A 17,934-nucleotide genomic window follows, 5' to 3' on the forward strand; every position below is an offset into this window, starting at 1 on the left:
GATGATGCGAAGAACAGTCATGGCCGTCGTGGCGGCGCTGGCGGCGGGGATGCTCCACCCGTCGCCGGCGCAGGCCGCGCGGCCGGAATTCAAGATCCGTCCGGTGCAGAAGGAGCACTCGGTCCCCGGCGGGAAGGTCACCAGGGACGCTCCGGCTCCGCTGGCCGACTCCCAGACGCGGACGTGGAAGACCCCGCCCGCCGTCTCCTGGCCCGGGGCGGGCCGGGTGCAGGTGGACCTGCGCGCCGCCGGGCGGCAGGACGCGCGGGCGGGCAAGGCCGCGCCGGGGTGGAAGGGCGTACGGGCCGGGGAGCTGCCGGTCACCGTGGGCGTGCCCACCGCCGACGGGCCCGGCAGCGCCGAGGTCGAGCTGTCCTCCCGCGAGGACGCCGCCCGGGCGGGCGTGGACGGCCTGCTGCTGGCCGTCCGGCCCGACACGCCGGGCACGCTGTCGGTCAAGGTCGGGTACGGGGCCCTCAAGGGCGCCTTCGGCGGCGACTGGGCCTCCCGCCTGTCCCTGGTCACGTTGCCCGGGTGCGCGCTGAGCACCCCTGACCTGCCGCAGTGCCGTACCAGGACGCCGCTCGCGGCGGTCAACGACACCGGGGCGGGCACGCTCGCCGCCGACGTGCCCGCTCCGGGCGTGGCGGTGCTCGCGGCGGTCGCCGCGCCGAAGGGCGCGACCGGCACGTACGCCGCCACCTCCCTCGCGCCGTCGGGCACGTGGTCGGACGGCGGCAACTCCGGCGGCTTCGCCTACACCTACGGCATCGAGGTGCCGCAGGTGCCCGGCGGGCTCGCGCCGTCCGTCGAGCTGCTCTACTCCTCCTCCGCCGTGGACGGCCGGGTCGCCGCGACCAACAACCAGCCGTCCTGGCTGGGCGAGGGCTGGGAGTACGAGCCCGGCTTCATCGAGCGCTCCTACCAGGGCTGCGCCGACGACCAGGGCAACGGCGCCAACAACAGCACCAAGACCGGCGACCTGTGCTGGAAGTCCGACAACGCCACCCTGTCGCTGAACGGCTCGGCCACGTCCCTGGTCCGCGACGACGCCTCGGGCACCTGGCGGCTGTCGCACGACGACGGCTCCCGGGTCGAGCACCTGCGCGGCACCGCGGCCGACACCGCCAACGGCGACGACGACAACGAGTACTGGCGGATCACCCGGCCCGACGGCACGCAGTACTGGTTCGGCAGGAACCGGCTGCCCGGCTGGAGCTCCGGCAAGCCGGAGACCGGCTCGGCCTACACCGTCCCGGTGTTCGGCAACCACGCGGGCGAGCCGTGCCACGCGGCGGCCTACGCTGACTCCTCCTGCGCGCAGGGCTGGCGCTGGCAGCTCGACTACGTGGTGGACCCGCACGGCAACGCCATCGCCTACTACTACGACCGGCAGACCAACTCCTACGCCAAGGCCGGCTCCCCCACCGCGAACACCGACTACGTCCGCGCCGGCCACCTCAACCGCATCGAGTACGGCCTGCGCGCCTCGGACGTCTTCGCGACGCCCGCGGCGAAGGTGAGCTTCGGCGTGTCCGAGCGCTGCCTGTCCGCCTGCGACGCCTTCGACGTCGCGCACGCGGCCAACTGGCCGGACACGCCGGTCGACCAGAACTGCGCGCGCGGCGCCAAGTGCACGACGGTCGGCCCGACGTTCTGGACGCGCAAGCGGCTGACGTCCATCAGCACGCAGGTGGGCGGCCGGGTGGCCGACTCCTGGGCGCTGACGCAGGACTTCCCCGGCACGGGTGACAACACCGCGGCCGGCCTGTGGCTGTCGAAGATCGTACGCACCGGGTCGGGCGCCGGGGACCCGATCACCCTGCCCGCGACCACGTTCGCCGGCACGCTCATGGAGAACCGGGTGGACTCCGACGAGGGACGCCCGCCGCTGTACAAGTACCGCATCACCCGGATCGGCACCGACACCGGGGCCGACACCCTGGTCGCGTACTCGGCCAAGGACTGCGCCGCCGGCGCCACCCCGGACCCGGCCGGCAACACCCGCCGGTGCTACCCGTCGTGGTGGACGCCCGAGGGGTACGCCGAGCCGGTCAAGGACTGGTTCCACAAGTACGTGGTGACCCAGGTGGTCGAGGACGACAAGGTCGCCGGGTCCGGCTCGGAGTCCGTCGTCACGTCCTACGACTACCTGGACGGCGCGGCCTGGGCGAAGGACGAGGGCGAGTTCACCCTCGACAAGCACCGCACGTACAACCAGTTCCGCGGCTACCGGACCGTACGGACCAGGGTCGGGGAGGCGGCCCGCAGCCAGACCGACACCGTCTACCTGCGCGGACTGGGCGGGACGGTGACCGACTCCGAGGGCAACCAGGTCAGCGACGACCCCGCGCTGGCCGGGAACACGCTGGAGACCCTCACCTACACCGGGGAGGGCGGCGCGCTCTCCTCGGCGTCGGTGTCCGAGCCGTGGTTGTCGCCGGTCACCGCGACCCGGGCGGTGAAGGACCGGGCGGCGCTCACCGCCCGGCGGACCGGGACGTCCGTCAAGCGCAGCCGTACGCTCGTCACGACGGCGACCGGCACGGCCTGGCGGCGCACCCGGGCCGACTACACCTTCGACGACCTCGGCCAGGTGTTGTCGTCGGCGGACCAGGGCGACACCGCGGTCAACGGTGACGAGGAGTGCGTCACCACCACCTACGCCGCCAGGGACACCGGCAACTGGCTGGTCTCGTACCCGTCGGTCGTCAGGACCACCGGCGGGACCTGCGCCGCGCCCGGCGCGGTGTCCGCCGAGACCCGCACCTTCTACGACGGCCAGCCCCTCGGCACGGCTCCCAGGCCGGGCCAGGCGCACGTCACCCGGACCGAGACGCTGGACCACATGGACGGCTCCACCCCCGTCCACACGGCCACCACCGCCACCCACGACGCCTACGGCCGGGTCACCGGCGTGACCGACGAACTGGGCCGCGCCACCACCACCGCCTACACCCCGGCCACCGGCGTCCCGACGGGGACGACCGTCACCGACCCCAAGGGTTTCACCACCACCACGACCCTGGACGGGGTGCGCGGGCTGACGCTGTCGACGTCCGACGCCAACGGCCGCACCACCCTGACCGACCACGACGCGCTGGGCCGGCTGGTCAAGGTGTGGCTGCCCGGCCACGACCGCGCCGCCGCCGCCGACCTGCTGTTCGGCTACGCCGTCTCCGCCACGTCGCCGACGGCGGTGACGAAGAAGGACCTGCTCGACGACGGCTCCTACCGGACGACGACCACCCTGTACGACGGCCTGCTGCGCGAGCGGCAGACCCAGCAGGAGGCCCACGGCGGCGGCCGGCTGGTCACCGACACCTTCCTGGACTCCCACGGCCGGTCGTGGAAGACCAACGCCTCCTACTGGAACTCCGCGCCGCCGGACACGTCGCTGTTCGGCGCCGCGGACAACCTGGTCCCCTCCCAGACCGTCACCGAGTACGACGGCCAGGACCGGCCGACCGCCGAGATCTTCAAGTCGCTGAACGTGGAGAAGTGGCGCGCCACCACCTCCTACGGCGGCAACTACACCGCGACCGTCCCCCCGGAGGGCGCCGCGGCCACGCTGACCGTGACCGACGTCAGGGGCAGGACGACCGAGCTGCGGCAGTACGCCGGCCGCGTCGCGGACTTCGCCGACTCCCGCGCCGACGTCACCCGGTACGAATACGACCAGGCGGGACACCTGACCAAGGTCGCCGACCCGGCGGGCAACACCTGGACCTACTCCTACGACCTGCGCGGGCGCAGGACCGCGCTGTCCGACCCGGACGTCGGCCTCACCCGCTGGACCTACGACGCGGCCGGCCGCCGCACCGGGACCACCGACTCCCGCGGCGTCACGCTCACCTACGCCTACGACGAGCTGGGCCGCAAGACCTCGGCCTCCCAGGGGGCGACCAAGTTCGCCGAGTGGACCTACGACACCCTGCCGGGCGGCAAGGGCCTGCTCACCTCCTCCACCCGCTACGACGAGGGCGGCGCCTACGTCAACGCGGTCAAGGGCTACGACGCCGCGGGCCGGGCGACCGGCTCGACGGTGACGATCCCGCCGAGCGAGGGGCTGCTGGCGGGCGCGTACACGGTCGGGACCACGTACCGGTCCGCGACCGGGCTGGTGGCCTCCACCTCCTACCCGGCGGCCGGCGGGCTGCCCGCCGAGACCGTCCGGCCGGGCTACACCCGGCTCGGCCAGCTCGCCTCGCTCGACAACGGCTCCAGGACGTACGTCAGCGGCACGCAGTACTCGCCCTACGGCGAGGTCCTGCAGACCGTGCTCGGCGACGTTGGCGCCCGGGTCGTGCGCACCCTGGACTACCAGGACGCCACCCGGCGCCCGGCCCGGGTGGTCGACGACCGGGAGAAGGTCGGGCCGCAGACCATCGACGACACCGTGTTCACCTACAACCCGGCCGGTGACGTCGTCAGCGCCCGCGACTCGCGCGACGACAGGTCCTCGACCGACACCCAGTGCTACGCCTACGACCACCGGCGGCGGCTGACCGAGGCGTGGACCGCCACCGACGACTGCGCGGCGGCGCCGTCCGCCTCGGCCGTCGGCGGTCCGGCTCCGTACTGGCAGTCGTTCAGCTTCGACGTGGTGGGCAACCGTACCAAGGAGGTCCAGCACGGCGGCGCGGGCGACGTCACGCGCACCTACACCTACCCCGCCGCCGGCCGGCCGCAGCCGCACACCCTGCAGAAGGTGGAGACCACCGGCCCCGGCGCCCGCACCGACACCTACGAGTACGACGCCACCGGCAACACGAAACGCCGCGTCACCGCGCTCGGTGACCAGAGCCTGACCTGGAACGCGGAGGGGGACCTGAGCGCCTCCACCGTCGCGGGCCGGACGAGCACCTTCGTCTACGACGCCGACGGCAACCGGATCATCCGCCGCGACCCGGGTTCGGTCACCCTCTACCTCGACGGCCAGGAGCTGACCCTGGCCGGGGGCAAGGTGAGCGGCACCCGCTACTACGAGGGCCCCAAGGCCACGGTGGTGCGGACCGGCGACGGGAAGGTCAACTACCTGCTCGGCGACCGGCACGACACCGACGAGCTGGTGGTCAACGCCACCACGCTGGCCTACACCCGCAGGTCCACCACCCCGTACGGCGGGTCCCGGGGCGCCGCGCCCGCCTCCTGGCCGGGCCAGAAGGGGTTCGTCGGCGGCACCGTGGACGACTCGACGGGCCTGACCCACTTGGGCGCGCGCGAGTACGACGTGGCCACCGGCCGGTTCGTCTCCGCCGACCCGATCATGGACCTGTCGGACCCGCAGCAGATCAACGGCTACGCCTATGCCAGTAACAACCCCATCACCTGGACCGACCCGACCGGCCTGCGGGTCTGCGACGGCCAGGAGTGCAAGGACATGGGCATCCGTCCCGACGGCCGGCCCTACCAGACGCCGCCCGCGTCTCCGCCGCCGTCCGCTCCCCCGGCCCGGACGAACCTCAGCTCCGTCTCCTCGGGCGGCAGCGGCGGCGGGACGGGACGCAGCTACGGCGGCTCCACCACGACGACCAACCCCGGGGCGTGCACGAGCCAGTCGTGCATGCTGAGGTTCAACGACCCGGCCGCCGCCCGGCGCATCGCCGAGCTGATGGCCGAGAACAAGCGGATCAGCGACGCCCTCGCCGAGGAGCAGGCCAAGCGCCGGAAGGCGGAGGAGGCGCTGGCCAGGGAGAAGCAGAAGAAGAAGCGCAGCTGGTGGGACCGCTGGGGCCGGACGGTGGCGGCCGTCGCCGTCGGCGTCGCCGGGGCGGTCGCGGTGACCGCGTGCGGGATCACGGTGGTGTGCGGCGTGGCGTTGGGCGCCAGCTTCGCCATGGCGACGTACTCGGTGAACAACGCGGGCACCAGCGGGTTCACCTGGACCGGCCTCGCCATGGCCGGGATCACCGGGGCGGCGCTGGGCGGCGCCGGCCGCATGCTGAAGGCGGGCACGGAGCTGGCCAAGGCCGAGGCCGGGGTGAAACTGCCGATGGCCACCGAGGCACTGAGAGGAGCCAGGAACATGACCACCAAACCCAAGGCGACCTGGTCGTTCACCAACTGGTTCAAGTTCCACAAGCCATGAGCCGGCTGGCGGAGATCGTGCGCAGACCGCGTACCTGGGCGGTCGTCGGAATGTTGATCCTGGTGGACCTGCTGGCGGTCCTCCTGCTGCCCGAGGAGATGTCGGCCTACGCGATCATCGTGATCTCGCTGACCGGCGCGGTCCTCATCGGCTAGCGCGCACCCAGTGACCACCGGGAGCCCGTACAGGGGCGACCGGTGGTCACGCGGCGGGCCGGGGGGTGGCCCGACATGTCCTTAGTTATGCGAATATAATCGTTATATGCCTATAACCAGCCGAGCGCCGGCCGTCCCCGCCCCCGCGCTCAGCCCCCGGCGGCGGCTGCTCGTGCTGGCCATCTGCTGCATGAGCCTGTTCATCGTCGGCCTGGACAACACGATCGTGAACGTCGCGCTGCCCGCCATCCGCCGCGACCTGAACGCCTCCGTCTCCGGCCTGCAGTGGATCATCGACGCCTACACGGTGGTGCTGGCCAGCCTGCTCATGCTGGCCGGCTCGACCGGCGACCGGGTCGGCCGGCGGCGCACGTTCCAGACCGGGCTGGCGGTGTTCACGCTCGGCTCGCTCATGTGCTCGCTCGCGCCCGGACTCGGCTGGCTGATCGCGGCCAGGGCGTTGCAGGCCGTCGGCGGCTCGATGCTCAACCCGGTCGCGATGTCGATCATCACCAACACCTTCACCGAGCCGCGCGAGCGGGCCCGCGCCATCGGCGTGTGGGGCGGCGTGGTCGGCATCAGCATGGCGCTGGGCCCGCTGGTGGGCGGCTCGCTGGTGGACTCGGTCGGCTGGCAGGCGATCTTCTGGATCAACATCCCGGTGGGGCTGGCCGCGTTCGCGCTGTGCGCGCTGTTCGTGCCGGAGTCGCGCGCGCCGCGCCCGCGCCGGGTGGACCCGGTCGGGCAGGTGCTGGTCATCGTGCTGCTGGCCACCCTGACGTACGCCCTCATCGAGGCGCCGGCGGCCGGCTGGGCGTCGCCGCGCACGCTGGCCTGCTTCGCGGTCGCCGCGCTGGCGCTGGCCGTCCTGGCGCCGTACGAGCTGCGCCGTGACGAGCCCCTGATCGACCTGCGCTTCTTCCGCAGCGCGCCGTTCACGGGGGCGACCGTCATCGCCGTGTGCGGCTTCGCCGCGCTGGGCGGGTTCCTGTTCGTCAACACCCTCTACCTGCAAGAGGTGCTGGGCCTGTCCGCCCTGCACGCCGGGCTCTACACGCTGCCCATGGCGGGGCTGACCGTGGTCTGCGCGCCGCTGTCGGGGCGGATCGTCGGGAACGCCGGGCCCCGGGTCCCGCTGCTGGTGGCCGGGACCACCATGGCGGCCAGCGGCCTGATCATGACCGGGCTGACGGCGGACACGCCGCTCTGGCGGCTCATGGCCGCGTACGTGCTGTTCGGGCTGGGGTTCGGCATGGTGAACGCGCCGATCACCAACACCGCCGTGTCCGGCATGCCGCGCGCGCAGGCCGGGGTGGCCGCGGCGGTGGCCTCCACCAGCCGCCAGATCGGCCAGACGCTCGGCGTGGCGGTCATCGGCTCGCTGGTCACCTCGGCGGTGGCCGGGCCGTTCGCCACCGGGTTCGCCGCGGCCAGCCACGTCGGCTGGTGGATCGTCACCGGGTGCGGGCTGGCCGTCCTGCTGCTCGGCGTCCTGACCACGACCGGGTGGGCCCGGCTCAGCGCCGCCCGTACCGCCGAACGGCTCGCCCCCGCCGGAACGGCGGCCGCGTCATGAACGACACCCCCGGCCAGGAGCCGGTGGCCCGCGTCTGGGCCGCCATGTACGACCTCGTCCTGCGGCAGGGGGACCGCCGCAAGGAGGTGGCCGAGACGCTCGGCATGAGCTTCTTCCGGGTCAAGGCGCTGCGCCGCCTCCTGGCCGGGCCGATGACCATGAGGGACCTGACCGCCGAGCTGTCCACGGACAAGCCGTACACCACGCTGATGGTGGACGACCTGGAACGGCGCGGCTACGTGACCCGCAGCGTCTCCCCCGGCGACCGGCGCAGCAAGATCGTCGCCCTCACCCCGGCGGGTACGGCCGCCGCCGCGGAGGCCGAACGCATCCTGGCCCGCCCGCCGCGTTCCCTGCTGGCCCTGGACCCCGGCGACCTGGCCGCCCTCGACCGCATCATGGCCACCCTGCGCACCCCGGAGGAGCCCGCGGTCAGCCCGTGAACGAGCCCAGCCGGGCGACGCCGAGGGTCTGCTCGGCGCCGAACTCCTCGAAGGCGGCGACGGGCTCGAACCCCAGGCGGGCGGCCAGTCGCAGGGAACGTTCGTTCGCGGTCCGGGTCACGACCAGGACCGGCTGGTCGGGCAGTTCGCCCGCCGCTACGCGCAGTGCTGCCGTCGCGGCCTCGTACGCGAGCCCGCCGCCCCACGCGGCGCGGCGCAGCACGTAGGACAACTCCAGTTCGCCGCCGTCGGCGGTGACGTGCCCGGGACGGTCGGCCGCGCGGCGGTCCAGCGCCAGCGTGCCGAGGAGCCGGTTCGTCGTGCGGCCGGCGATGACGTAGCTGCCCGGGGCGGACGTCGCGGCGGCGGTCCCGGCCGCGTCGAGGAAACGTTCCACGTCGGCCCGGGGGCGCGGGCCGCCGAGGTGTTCGCGCACCTCGGGGTCGGTCATCAGCTCGACGAGGCCGTCGCGGTCGGCGTCCTGGGCCTTGCGCAGCAGGAGGCGGGCCGAGGTGATCTCGGTGGCGGACAGCGTGGACAGGCTCATGGGGCCCTGATCATAGAGCCCCGGCCGGCAGGAGGCCCGGCCGCGCGCGCGACCGGGCCGGGGGTGCCGCGGAGGTCAGCCGTGGGAGTCGGTGGCCGGCGCGCGCTTGATGGTCAGGTCGTCGCCGCCGATGGAGCAGGAGGGGCCGTTCGGGCCGCCGAAGCGGACGGAGTCGAAGAAGTCGCGGAAGGTGATGTAGAAGTTGCCCTTGCCGCGCGCGCCGGTGACGGCCGTGCAGCCGCCGTAGTCGGCCTCGGAGTAGAGATGGATGAGCGTGTCGGTACGGTTCCAGTCGGACTTGGCCCGGTCGCCCATGCCCAGGGCCGCCAGGTTGGCCGTGTTGCCCTGGAGTTGGACGATGTCCCCGGTGCCGTCGAGACCGGAGAACAGGCAGTAGTTGCCCTCCTGGCAGCGGTCGTACCCCGTCGCCGCCTGGGCGGGGGACGCCACTACGGCCAGGGCGGCCACGGCGATCGGTAACGCCAGAACGTGAAACTTCTTGCCCACCATGCCTCCATGGACGAAACTTTCCTTCCGTTCGAACATACATAGTGAGATCAACTTGCGCCAGACCGTCAGAGCGGGCGATTTGCCGGGTTCGCCGGCCGACAGATAATCCGCTACGGGATGAGTTGGGTAGCCTCGATGACATGACTTCCATGGCCCCCTCGCGTACCGAGCACGACCTGTCGTTCCTGCTCGACCACACCAGCCACGTGCTGCGGACCCGGATGGCGGCCGCCCTGGCCGAGCTCGGGCTGACCGCGCGCATGCACTGCGTGCTCGTGCACGCCCTGGAGGAGGAGCGCACGCAGATCCAGCTCGCCGAGATCGGCGACATGGACAAGACCACGATGGTGGTGACCGTGGACGCCCTGGAGAAGGCCGGACTGGCCGAGCGCCGGCCGTCCAGCACCGACCGGCGGGCCCGGATCATCGCGGTGACCGAGAAGGGCACGGAGGTGGCCCGGCGCAGCCAGGAGATCGTGGACGGCGTGCACACCGCGGCCCTCGGCTCGCTGCCCGACAAGGAGCGCGAGGCGCTGGTACGCGCCCTGAACCGGCTGGTCACCGGCCACCTGGAGACCCCGGCCGAGGCCCCCCAGCCGGTACGGCGGGCCAGGGAACGGAGCTGAATAGTTCCGTCACATATCGTCTGTAACGGAACTATCTGCTACGGTCTCTCTTGTTCACCCCCTGAACAGGAGACGACCTATGTCCTTCCATTCCCGGCGCACAGCCCTGGCCGTGTTGTCGACCTCCGCCCTGATGACCATCCTGGACGGCAGCATCGTCACCGTGGCGATGCCCGCCATCCAGCGCGACCTGGGCTTCTCCGCCGCCGGGCTCAGCTGGGTGGTCAACGCGTACCTGCTCGCCTTCGGCGGTCTGCTGCTGCTCGCCGGCCGGCTCGGCGACCTCCTGGGCCGCAGGACCCTGTTCCTGGCCGGGAACGCGGTCTTCACCGGCGCGTCCCTGCTGGCCGGGGCGGCGACCGGCGAGGGCATGCTGATCACTGCCCGGTTCCTCCAGGGCGTCGGCAGCGCGATGGCCTCCTCCGTCGTGCTCGGCATCCTGGTGACCCTGTTCACCGAGCCGCGCGAGCGGGCCAAGGCGATCGCGGTCTTCAGCTTCACCGGCGCGGCCGGCGCCTCGATCGGCCAGGTGCTCGGCGGCGTCCTCACCGACGTGCTGAGCTGGCACTGGATCTTCTTCATCAACCTGCCGATCGGGCTGGCGACGATCGTGCTGGCGCTGCCCGCGTTGCCCGCCGACCGCGGCCTCGGGCTGGCCAGGGGCGCCGACGTGACCGGCGCGCTGCTGGTCACCTCGGGTCTGATGCTCGGCATCTACACCGTGGTCAAGGTCGAGGAGCACGGGTGGCTCTCCGGGCGCACGCTGGCGTTCGGCGCGGTGTCGCTGGCCCTGCTCGCCGGGTTCTTCGTCCGCCAGGCCACCGCGCGCACGCCGCTGATGCCGCTGCGCGTGCTGCGTTCCCGCAACGTCGCCGGGGCGAACGTCGTGCAGATGCTCTCGCTGTCGGCGATGTTCGCCTTCCAGATCATCGTCGCCCTCTACATGCAGAAGGTCCTCGGGTACGGCGCGCTCGAAACCGGCCTGGCGATGTTGCCGGCGGCGGTGGCGATCGGCGGGGTGTCGCTGTTCGTGTCGGCCCGGCTGAGCGCCCGCTTCGGCACGCCCGCCGTGCTGCTGGCCGGGCTGGTGCTCCTGCTGGCCGCGATGGGCTGGCTCACCCGGGTGCCGGTGCACGCGGACTACGTCACCGACCTGCTGCCGGTCATGCTGCTGATCGCGGGCGGCGGCCTGGCGCTCCCGGCGCTGACCGCGCTCGGCATGTCGGCCGCCCGCGCGGACGACGCGGGCCTGGCCTCCGGGTTGTTCAACACCACCCAGCAGATCGGCATGGCGCTGGGCGTGGCCGTCCTGTCCACGCTGGCGGCCTCCCGTACGCAGGAGTTGCGGGCCGGCGGGGCGGCCGAGGCCGCGGCGCTGACCGGCGGCTACCACCTGGCCTTCGCCACCTCCGCCGGCCTGCTGGCCGCGGCCGTCGTGGTCGCCCTGACCGTCCTGCGCCGCCCCCGGGCCGCCGATGCCCCCGCGGCGGTGCGGCCCGAGCAGCCGGCCGCCCTCTGATCTGACCCGACCTGACCCGAAAGGATCTGATCATCATGACCGAACCCTCGTACGGCCCCGGACAGGGCCCCGGCGCCCGCCCCCTCACCGAGGACGAGCTGCTCGCGATCCTCGGCCGCCAGCCCTTCGGCGTGCTGGCGACACTGAAGCGCGACGGCCGGCCGCACCTGGCCTCGATGGCCCTCAACTGGGACGCGGGCGAGCGCGTCATCCGCTTCTCCTCCGCCGAGGGCCGCGTCAAGGTGCGTCACCTGCTGGGCGACCCGCGCGCGTCGGTGCACCTCCAGGGCGAGAACATCCTGTCGTACGCGGTGGCCGAGGGGCGGGCGGAGGTGTCGGAGCCGTCGGCGACCCCGGGGGACGCGACCGGCCGCGAGCTGCTGGCGATGTCCGGCGGCTTCGCCGACCCGGCGCACGAGGCCGCGTTCCTGGCGGAGATGGCCAGAGGCCGCCGCCTGGTCATCAGGCTCCGCGTCGACCACCTGTACGGCGTGGCCCTGGACGCCACCCCCGAAGGCTGACGGCGGCTACCGCCGAAGTTGCAGTCGGACAAGCCACCGTACGGCGGTTGATAGACGAAAAATCTCTATTTTTCGCCGTATTTCACAAGCTCAGGGCCATTGGTAGCGTCAGCCGCGCAACGCGGAGTGATCCTGAGCCAGGAGGCCGGTGTGGTCATGCGATGGTTGTCAGCGCTCATCCTGGTCTTCTCCGGGATCCTCGTGGTGACGGGGGCGGCCCCGGCCGCCGCCGCGTCGGTTCAGCCGGGACCGGGCCAGTTCTACGGCGTCCGGGTCCGGGTGCTGAGCAACGTGTCGATCGCGGCGGGGGCCACCACGACGGTCAAGGTGACGGGCGTGGGCGCGGTGCCCGCGAGCGGGGTCGCGAGCGTCGCGGTGAACTTCGCGGCCAAGGGCGCGAGCGCGGCGGGCGGCCTGATCGCCTTCCCCTCCGACCTGGCCGCGGCGCCCGCGGTGACGGGCACCCGCTACCGGTCCGGCGTGTGGGACGACCAGCTCGTGACGGTCAAGCTCGGCCCGGACGGCTCGCTCAAGGTCAAGAACACCGGCACGGCCGCCGTGAACGTCTACGCCGACGTGCACGGGTACTTCACCGCCACGGCCGCCGCGACGGCGGGAGCCCGGTACGTGCCGCTGGACACCGGCCGGGTCATCGGCAACCAGACGGTCGCGGCCAACTCGACCGCCACGTTCGCGGTGGCCGGGGTGGGCGGGGTGCCGACCTCGGGGGTGGCGTACGTGGCGCTGACGTTCGCGGTGAAGAGCACCGGGTCCGGCAAGATGATCGCCTACCCGTCCGGCGGCACGCTGCCCACCGGCTCGAACATCGACTACCGGCCCTCCTACTTCCAGTCGAACCTGGTCATCGCCGCCCTCGGGGCGGACGGCAAGATCGCCGTCAACAACAACGGGGCCGCCGCGCTGACGGTGTACGCCGACGTGGCGGGCTACTTCGCGACGCCCGCCGCCACGGTCGCCTCCTCGATCTTGGCGCCCGTCGCCCCGTCACGGACCCTCACCTCCGTGACGGTGGCGGCGGGCGCCTCGTACACGGTCGCCCCGCTGGGCAAGGGCGGTGTGCCGGCCTCCGGCGTGAGCGCGGTCGGCGTGAACATCACCGCCAAGGGCACGGTCAACGGCCTGCTGCGCGTCCACCCCACGGGCCAGGCGAGCATCCCGGGCGGCGGCTCGATCGCGTACCAGCCGAACGACTTCTGGTCGAGCCTGGTGCCGGTCAAGCTGGGCACCGGCGGCACGTTCGTGATCCTGAACACCGGCACCGCGAGCGTCAGCGTGACCGTCGACACCTTCGACTACTACGGATCGGCGTCCGCGCCGTCCGCGCCGGCAGGTGTGAGCGCGACGGCGGGTGACACGACGGCGACCGTCTCCTGGCAACGTCCCGCGGACGGCGGCGCGCCGATCAGCGGGTACACGGTCACCTCCAGCCCCGGTGACAGGACCGTGACGGTCTCCGGCGACCTGTTGAAGGCCACGGTCACCGGGCTGGCCAACGGCACCGCGTACACCTTCACCGTGACCGCCGCCAACGCCGTGGGCACCTCGGCGAAGTCGGCCGCGTCCGCGCCGGTGACGCCGGCCGGGGCGGTCACCCGTCCCTCGCCGCCGCTCGGGGTGTCCGCGACGCCGGGCGACCGTACGGCGAAGGTCAGCTGGCGCGCGCCCGCCTCCGACGGCGGCTCGGCGATCACCGGGTACGTCGTGACGGCCGCCCCCGGCGGCGCGACCGCGACCGTCGCCGGCGACCAGTTACAGGCCACGGTCACCGGCCTGACCAACGGCACCGCGTACACCTTCACCGTCACGGCGGCCAACGCGAACGGGGTCTCCGACGCCTCCGCGCCCGGCGACCCGGTCACGCCCGGCGTCGCGGGCAGGCCCGGCCGCCCGTTCGTCACCGGCGTGTACGGCAGGGACGGCGCGGTACGCGTCACTTGGGCCCCGCCCGAGACCGGCGCGGCGGGCGTGACCGGCTACGTCGTGACGGCCTCCCCCGGCGGCGCCACCGTGAACACGACGGCCACGGAGGCCACGGTCACCGGCCTGACCAACGGCACCGACTACTCCTTCACCGTCACCGCGGTCGGCGCGGCGGGCGCGGGAGACCCGTCGCCGCCCTCGGACGCGGTGCGCCCGGCGCCCGCCGAGGTGCCCATGTCCCCGCCCGCGCTGCTGGTGACCCCCCTCGACCAGCGCGTGGACGTGCAGTGGGCGCCCGCGGTGGACGGCGGCTCGGCGATCACCGGGTACACGGTGACCGTCCAGCCCGGCGGCCGGACCGTCGACACGCCGCCCGACACGACGGTCACCTCGGTGACCGGGCTGGCCAACGGCACCGCGTACACGGTCTCGGTCGTCGCCAGGAACGCGGTGGGCGCGAGCGCCCCGAGCACCGCGGCGGCGGCCACCCCGGCGGCGAGCCGGCCGCCCGGCGCGCCGACGCACCTGCGGGCCGGGCTCCCGGCCTCCGGAAGCGTCCAGGTCACCTGGGACGCGCCCGCCGACGTCGGCACCGGCCCCGTCACCGGCTACACGGTGACGGCCGGCCCCGGCGGCAAGACCGCGACGGTCACCGCCACCACCGCCACGATCTCGGGGCTGGACCCGGCCACGGCCTACACCTTCACCGTGCGCGCCACCAACGCCGCGGGCACCGGGGCGGCCAGTGCCCCGACCGAGGCGATCACGCCGAAGCTCACGGTCAAGAGCGAGCCGCGGGTGTTGTCCCCGCAGGCGGCGGCCACGCTGCGGGCCGTACGGGGGCGGGCCCTGGAGTTCGAGAACCCGCCGGCGGAGGTCACCGGGCTCACCGCGGGCACGCTGCTGGTCATCGGCCAGACCGAACGCACCCCCGAAGGGTTCTTCGGCAAGGTGTCCGGCACCGCGCTGCAGAACGGGCGGTTCGTCGTCTCGACCACGGCCGCCTCGCTGAGCGACGCCTTCACCGACGCCAACTTCGCCACCGACGGCCGCGTGGACACCGGCGACCAGGTGGAGTTCGTGCCGTCGGTGCCGGGCGCGCGGCTGGTCAAGCCCGTCGAGAACACCCGTGACCGGGCGGCCGGGCCGCGGATCGGCCTGCGGGACGGGAACCTGGTCATCGAGTTCGAGGAGTCGTTCGAGCAGAAGGGCCGCTCGATCACGAAGGTCGAGGGCTGGGCGGTGATCGACCAGGACACCAAGATGGGCGCCAGCACCGACTCCGCCGGCCGGGGCGTGGACATCAGCAACACCACGAAGATCAGCTCCGAGGTGCGGGTGAAGCAGGGCCTCGGGTTCTCCTTCGACAAGCGGGTGCACCTCGGGCACGTCAACGGGCCGTGCTTCACCTTCTGGGTGGGCAAGGTGCCGGTCGTGGTGTGCGTGCGCTTCTCGGTCGCGCTGTCGGTCGAGGCGTCCGCGTCGGTCGGGCTGAGCTTCGCCGTCCACTGGGACAAGCAGTTCGGCACGCGCTGCCACACCAGCAAGAGCGGCACGTCCTGCACCCCGAACGACGGCGGCCCCGGCTTCTACAGCGACGGCGGCGTCGGGGCCTACGGCGACGGCACGGTCACCGCCGCCATCTCCACCGACATCGAGCTCCTGCTGTACGGCCTGGCGGGCCCCGCCCTGGTGGTGGACGTGCCGGGCGTGCAGCTCAAGGCCGACACCACGCAGAACCCGTGGTGGGAGCTGCGGGTGCTGGCCCGGCTCGGGGCCGCCATCGACCTGGGCTCGATCGGCAAGGACTACTCGGTCTGGCGCAAGGACGACATCATCAGCACGTTCTGGACGGTCACCCACGCCGCGGGCGCGTTCCAGGGCATCAAGGTCACCCCACAGCTCGGCGGGGTGGGACCGGGCCAGAACTACCAGTTCAGGGTCACCGTCTCCGGCTATCCCGACGACGTCGTCACCCAGTGGAAGCTGATCAGCGGCCCCGGCACGCTCACCCCGGACGGCCTGTTCAACTCCTCGCAGGAGGGCATGGCCGAGGTCGAGGTGACCAGCCCCGCGACCGGCGGGCACCCGCAGTTGCAGGCGCGCGGCGGAGTCGAGATCGGTACGAAGTACGGCACACCCGGCCCGCCCAAACTCGACACCTACACCGCGCCGACGTTACGCGGGGCCACCGTGAGCTGGTCGCCACCGGCCGACACCGGCATGAGCGACATCTCCGGCTACGTGGTGACCGCGACGGGCGAGGACGGCAGCCAGACCGCGCGGGCGTACGCCTATGGCGGCGACGCGACGCACCAGCTCGTCCAGGGGCTCACGCCCGGGGTGACGTACAGCGTCACCGTGATCGCGCAGAACGCCCAGGGCAGCGGCGAGCCGTCCGCGCCGCTGAAGCTGACGCCGACGGACGTGATCTTCTTCGGCCCGCCCTCCACGCTCGGCGCGGACCTCGCGGGCAGCACCGAGACACAGGGCCGGCCCGACTCCTCCGGGACGGCGGGCGGCGCCACCGGCGCCGCGGCCTCCGGCGACGGCCGCTACATCTTCTTCATGACCAAGGCGCGCAGCAACCTCATGCCGGACGACCGGCGCGTACCCTCCAGCGCGGCGCCGTTCATCCTGCGCAAGGACACGCAGGGCGGCACGCAGGTCGTGTCGATGGGCGCCGACGGCGTCACCCCGGTCACCGGTTTCGTCGGCGGCCCGCTGGCCAGCCGGAACGGCAACGTGGTCGCCTTCACCTCGCTGGAGTGGACCGGCGTGCTGACCCCGAGGTCGATCGTGCACGACATCGCCGCCAGGACCTCCTGGACGCTGGAGGAGTACGGCTACGTCTCCGCCGTCAGCGACGACGGGCACGCGGTCGTCTACTGGAAGAAGCTGGACGTGCACTCGGGCTCCTCCCGGTGGAACCTCTACCGGCAGGTCAAGGGCGGCGCGGCGCAGAAGCTGACCTCGTGCGACTCGCAGACCGACGGCGACTGCCCGACCTCGACGGGCGAGGGCATCCTGTCCGGCGACGGCAACCGGGTGACCTGGTCCACCTATGACGCCACCGCCCAGAAGCACCGCACCTGGCTGTACGACGCCGCCGCCGGCGGCACGACGGAGATCTTCCCGGGCACCGACATCGGCGACCCGATCATCTCCGGCGACGGGCAGGTGGTGGCCCTGCGGTTCACCGCGCATCCGTCCCAGGCCTCGTGCCTGATGGTCGCCAGGATCGGCGGCGCCACGCCGGGCGCGGGCAACTGCCTGGTCCCCGAGGACGTCAACGGTTACGGCAAGGCGCTGTTCCTCAGCCAGAAGGGCACCGCGCTGGCCTACGAGTACACCGACGACGACTCGGTGCGCAGCCTGCGCAGCTACCGGGGCGGCGTCACCCATCTGGCGGGCGGCGCGCCGGGGCAGTCGTGGCCGGTGACGGCGTTCATCACCGACGACGACCAGCGCCTGATCTACACCCTCGGCTACGACGGCGGCACGGCCACGGCCGACACCGTCGTCGCCCACGAGGTGCCGGGCGTGTGGTGGGACTTCACCACGGGCGGGATGCCCGGCGGCGCCCCGGCGCCCGCCGCGGCGCCCGCCGGGCGCTCGCCCGCTCGTGACCTGCGGGTACGTATGCCGGACAAGCCGGTCACGCTCAGCTCGGCGCGGCCACATCCGGACGTTTCCTCCTCCCGCGATTGACACCGGCGGGGGATCGGAGAACTGTCGGCGACAGGGAGCCCGGTTCCCCGCAGGTGGGGTTGTCGCGGAACACGTACGGCGGCAGGGGCGCGCGGGCTCCCCCAGCACATCGGGCCCGGTCACCCCGGTTCGCGGTGGGCAAGCCCGCGGACCGGGCGACCCGGCCCAGCTCCCGGCCACCCGGCCTCTCCCCCGACGCCGAGCCGGGCGACCTGGCCACCCGCCCCCTCCCCCGCCCCCAGGCCGGGCCGGGCCGCGGGGCATCCGCCGCCAGGGCGTACCACCCCCGGGCCA

10 protein-coding genes are annotated in these 17,934 nt (G+C 73.0%); 8 read left to right on the forward strand and 2 right to left on the reverse strand.

Going from position 1 to position 17,934, the window contains the following annotated elements; all coding sequences use genetic code 11:
- Position 1 precedes the first annotated feature (1 nt).
- From IEZ27_RS49835 to IEZ27_RS49850, 4 genes are all read left to right on the forward strand, one after another.
- Positions 2-6,091 carry an RHS repeat domain-containing protein gene (locus tag IEZ27_RS49835; RefSeq protein ID WP_189653682.1) on the forward strand — a complete coding sequence of 2,030 codons (6,090 nt, stop codon included), beginning with the start codon at positions 2-4 and terminating at the stop codon, positions 6,089-6,091.
- Positions 6,088-6,246: a hypothetical protein gene (locus tag IEZ27_RS49840; protein ID WP_189653683.1), complete on the forward strand. Its 159-nt coding sequence runs from the start codon at positions 6,088-6,090 to the stop codon at positions 6,244-6,246. The genes IEZ27_RS49835 and IEZ27_RS49840 overlap by 4 nt, the downstream gene beginning before the upstream one ends.
- A gap of 106 nt (positions 6,247-6,352) precedes the next feature.
- Entirely contained in the window at positions 6,353-7,822 is a 1,470-nt protein-coding gene (locus IEZ27_RS49845; RefSeq protein WP_189653684.1) for an MFS transporter, read from the forward strand.
- A complete protein-coding gene (locus IEZ27_RS49850; RefSeq protein WP_189653685.1) occupies positions 7,819-8,265 on the forward strand; it encodes a MarR family winged helix-turn-helix transcriptional regulator in 447 nt (148 codons plus the stop codon). The genes IEZ27_RS49845 and IEZ27_RS49850 overlap by 4 nt, the downstream gene beginning before the upstream one ends.
- Here IEZ27_RS49850 and IEZ27_RS49855 read toward each other — a convergent pair.
- Both IEZ27_RS49855 and IEZ27_RS49860 read right to left on the reverse strand, forming a co-directional pair.
- Positions 8,255-8,812: a GNAT family N-acetyltransferase gene (locus IEZ27_RS49855; protein ID WP_189653686.1), complete on the reverse strand. Its 558-nt coding sequence runs from the start codon at positions 8,810-8,812 to the stop codon at positions 8,255-8,257. The two genes, IEZ27_RS49850 and IEZ27_RS49855, sit on opposite strands and share 11 nt — an antisense overlap.
- A gap of 75 nt (positions 8,813-8,887) precedes the next feature.
- Positions 8,888-9,322 (reverse strand): peptidase inhibitor family I36 protein, encoded by a 435-nt coding sequence (locus IEZ27_RS49860; protein WP_189653687.1) that lies wholly within the window; start codon positions 9,320-9,322, stop codon positions 8,888-8,890.
- A 140-nt stretch (positions 9,323-9,462) separates the two neighbouring features.
- Here IEZ27_RS49860 and IEZ27_RS49865 point away from each other — a divergent pair, with 140 nt between their 5' ends.
- The 4 genes from IEZ27_RS49865 (at position 9,463) to IEZ27_RS49880 (ending at position 17,640) form a co-directional block, all read left to right on the forward strand.
- Entirely contained in the window at positions 9,463-9,948 is a 486-nt protein-coding gene (locus IEZ27_RS49865) for a MarR family winged helix-turn-helix transcriptional regulator (protein WP_189653688.1), read from the forward strand.
- 79 nt (positions 9,949-10,027) lie between these two features.
- Positions 10,028-11,467: an MFS transporter gene (locus IEZ27_RS49870; protein WP_189653689.1), complete on the forward strand. Its 1,440-nt coding sequence runs from the start codon at positions 10,028-10,030 to the stop codon at positions 11,465-11,467.
- A gap of 35 nt (positions 11,468-11,502) precedes the next feature.
- Positions 11,503-11,988 carry a PPOX class F420-dependent oxidoreductase gene (locus tag IEZ27_RS49875; protein ID WP_189653690.1) on the forward strand — a complete coding sequence of 162 codons (486 nt, stop codon included), beginning with the start codon at positions 11,503-11,505 and terminating at the stop codon, positions 11,986-11,988.
- 156 nt (positions 11,989-12,144) lie between these two features.
- Positions 12,145-17,640: a fibronectin type III domain-containing protein gene (locus IEZ27_RS49880; protein WP_189653691.1), complete on the forward strand. Its 5,496-nt coding sequence runs from the start codon at positions 12,145-12,147 to the stop codon at positions 17,638-17,640.
- Positions 17,641-17,934 lie beyond the last annotated feature (294 nt).

Source organism: Nonomuraea spiralis (genome assembly GCF_014648435.1).
Taxonomy (GTDB): Bacteria; Actinomycetota; Actinomycetes; order Streptosporangiales; family Streptosporangiaceae; genus Nonomuraea; species Nonomuraea spiralis.

What these genes read in the sequence shown, in the direction of transcription:
- IEZ27_RS49880 (WP_189653691.1), top strand. Translation starts at nt 12,145, where the DNA reads ATGCGATGGTTGTCAGCGCTCATCCTGGTCTTCTCCGGGATCCTCGTG.
- IEZ27_RS49865 (WP_189653688.1), top strand. Translation starts at nt 9,463, where the DNA reads ATGACTTCCATGGCCCCCTCGCGTACCGAGCACGACCTGTCGTTCCTG.
- IEZ27_RS49875 (WP_189653690.1), top strand. Translation starts at nt 11,503, where the DNA reads ATGACCGAACCCTCGTACGGCCCCGGACAGGGCCCCGGCGCCCGCCCC.
- IEZ27_RS49835 (WP_189653682.1), top strand. Translation starts at nt 2, where the DNA reads ATGATGCGAAGAACAGTCATGGCCGTCGTGGCGGCGCTGGCGGCGGGG.
- IEZ27_RS49855 (WP_189653686.1), bottom strand. Translation starts at nt 8,812, where the DNA reads ATGAGCCTGTCCACGCTGTCCGCCACCGAGATCACCTCGGCCCGCCTC.
- IEZ27_RS49845 (WP_189653684.1), top strand. Translation starts at nt 6,353, where the DNA reads ATGCCTATAACCAGCCGAGCGCCGGCCGTCCCCGCCCCCGCGCTCAGC.
- IEZ27_RS49840 (WP_189653683.1), top strand. Translation starts at nt 6,088, where the DNA reads ATGAGCCGGCTGGCGGAGATCGTGCGCAGACCGCGTACCTGGGCGGTC.
- IEZ27_RS49850 (WP_189653685.1), top strand. Translation starts at nt 7,819, where the DNA reads ATGAACGACACCCCCGGCCAGGAGCCGGTGGCCCGCGTCTGGGCCGCC.
- IEZ27_RS49870 (WP_189653689.1), top strand. Translation starts at nt 10,028, where the DNA reads ATGTCCTTCCATTCCCGGCGCACAGCCCTGGCCGTGTTGTCGACCTCC.
- IEZ27_RS49860 (WP_189653687.1), bottom strand. Translation starts at nt 9,322, where the DNA reads ATGGTGGGCAAGAAGTTTCACGTTCTGGCGTTACCGATCGCCGTGGCC.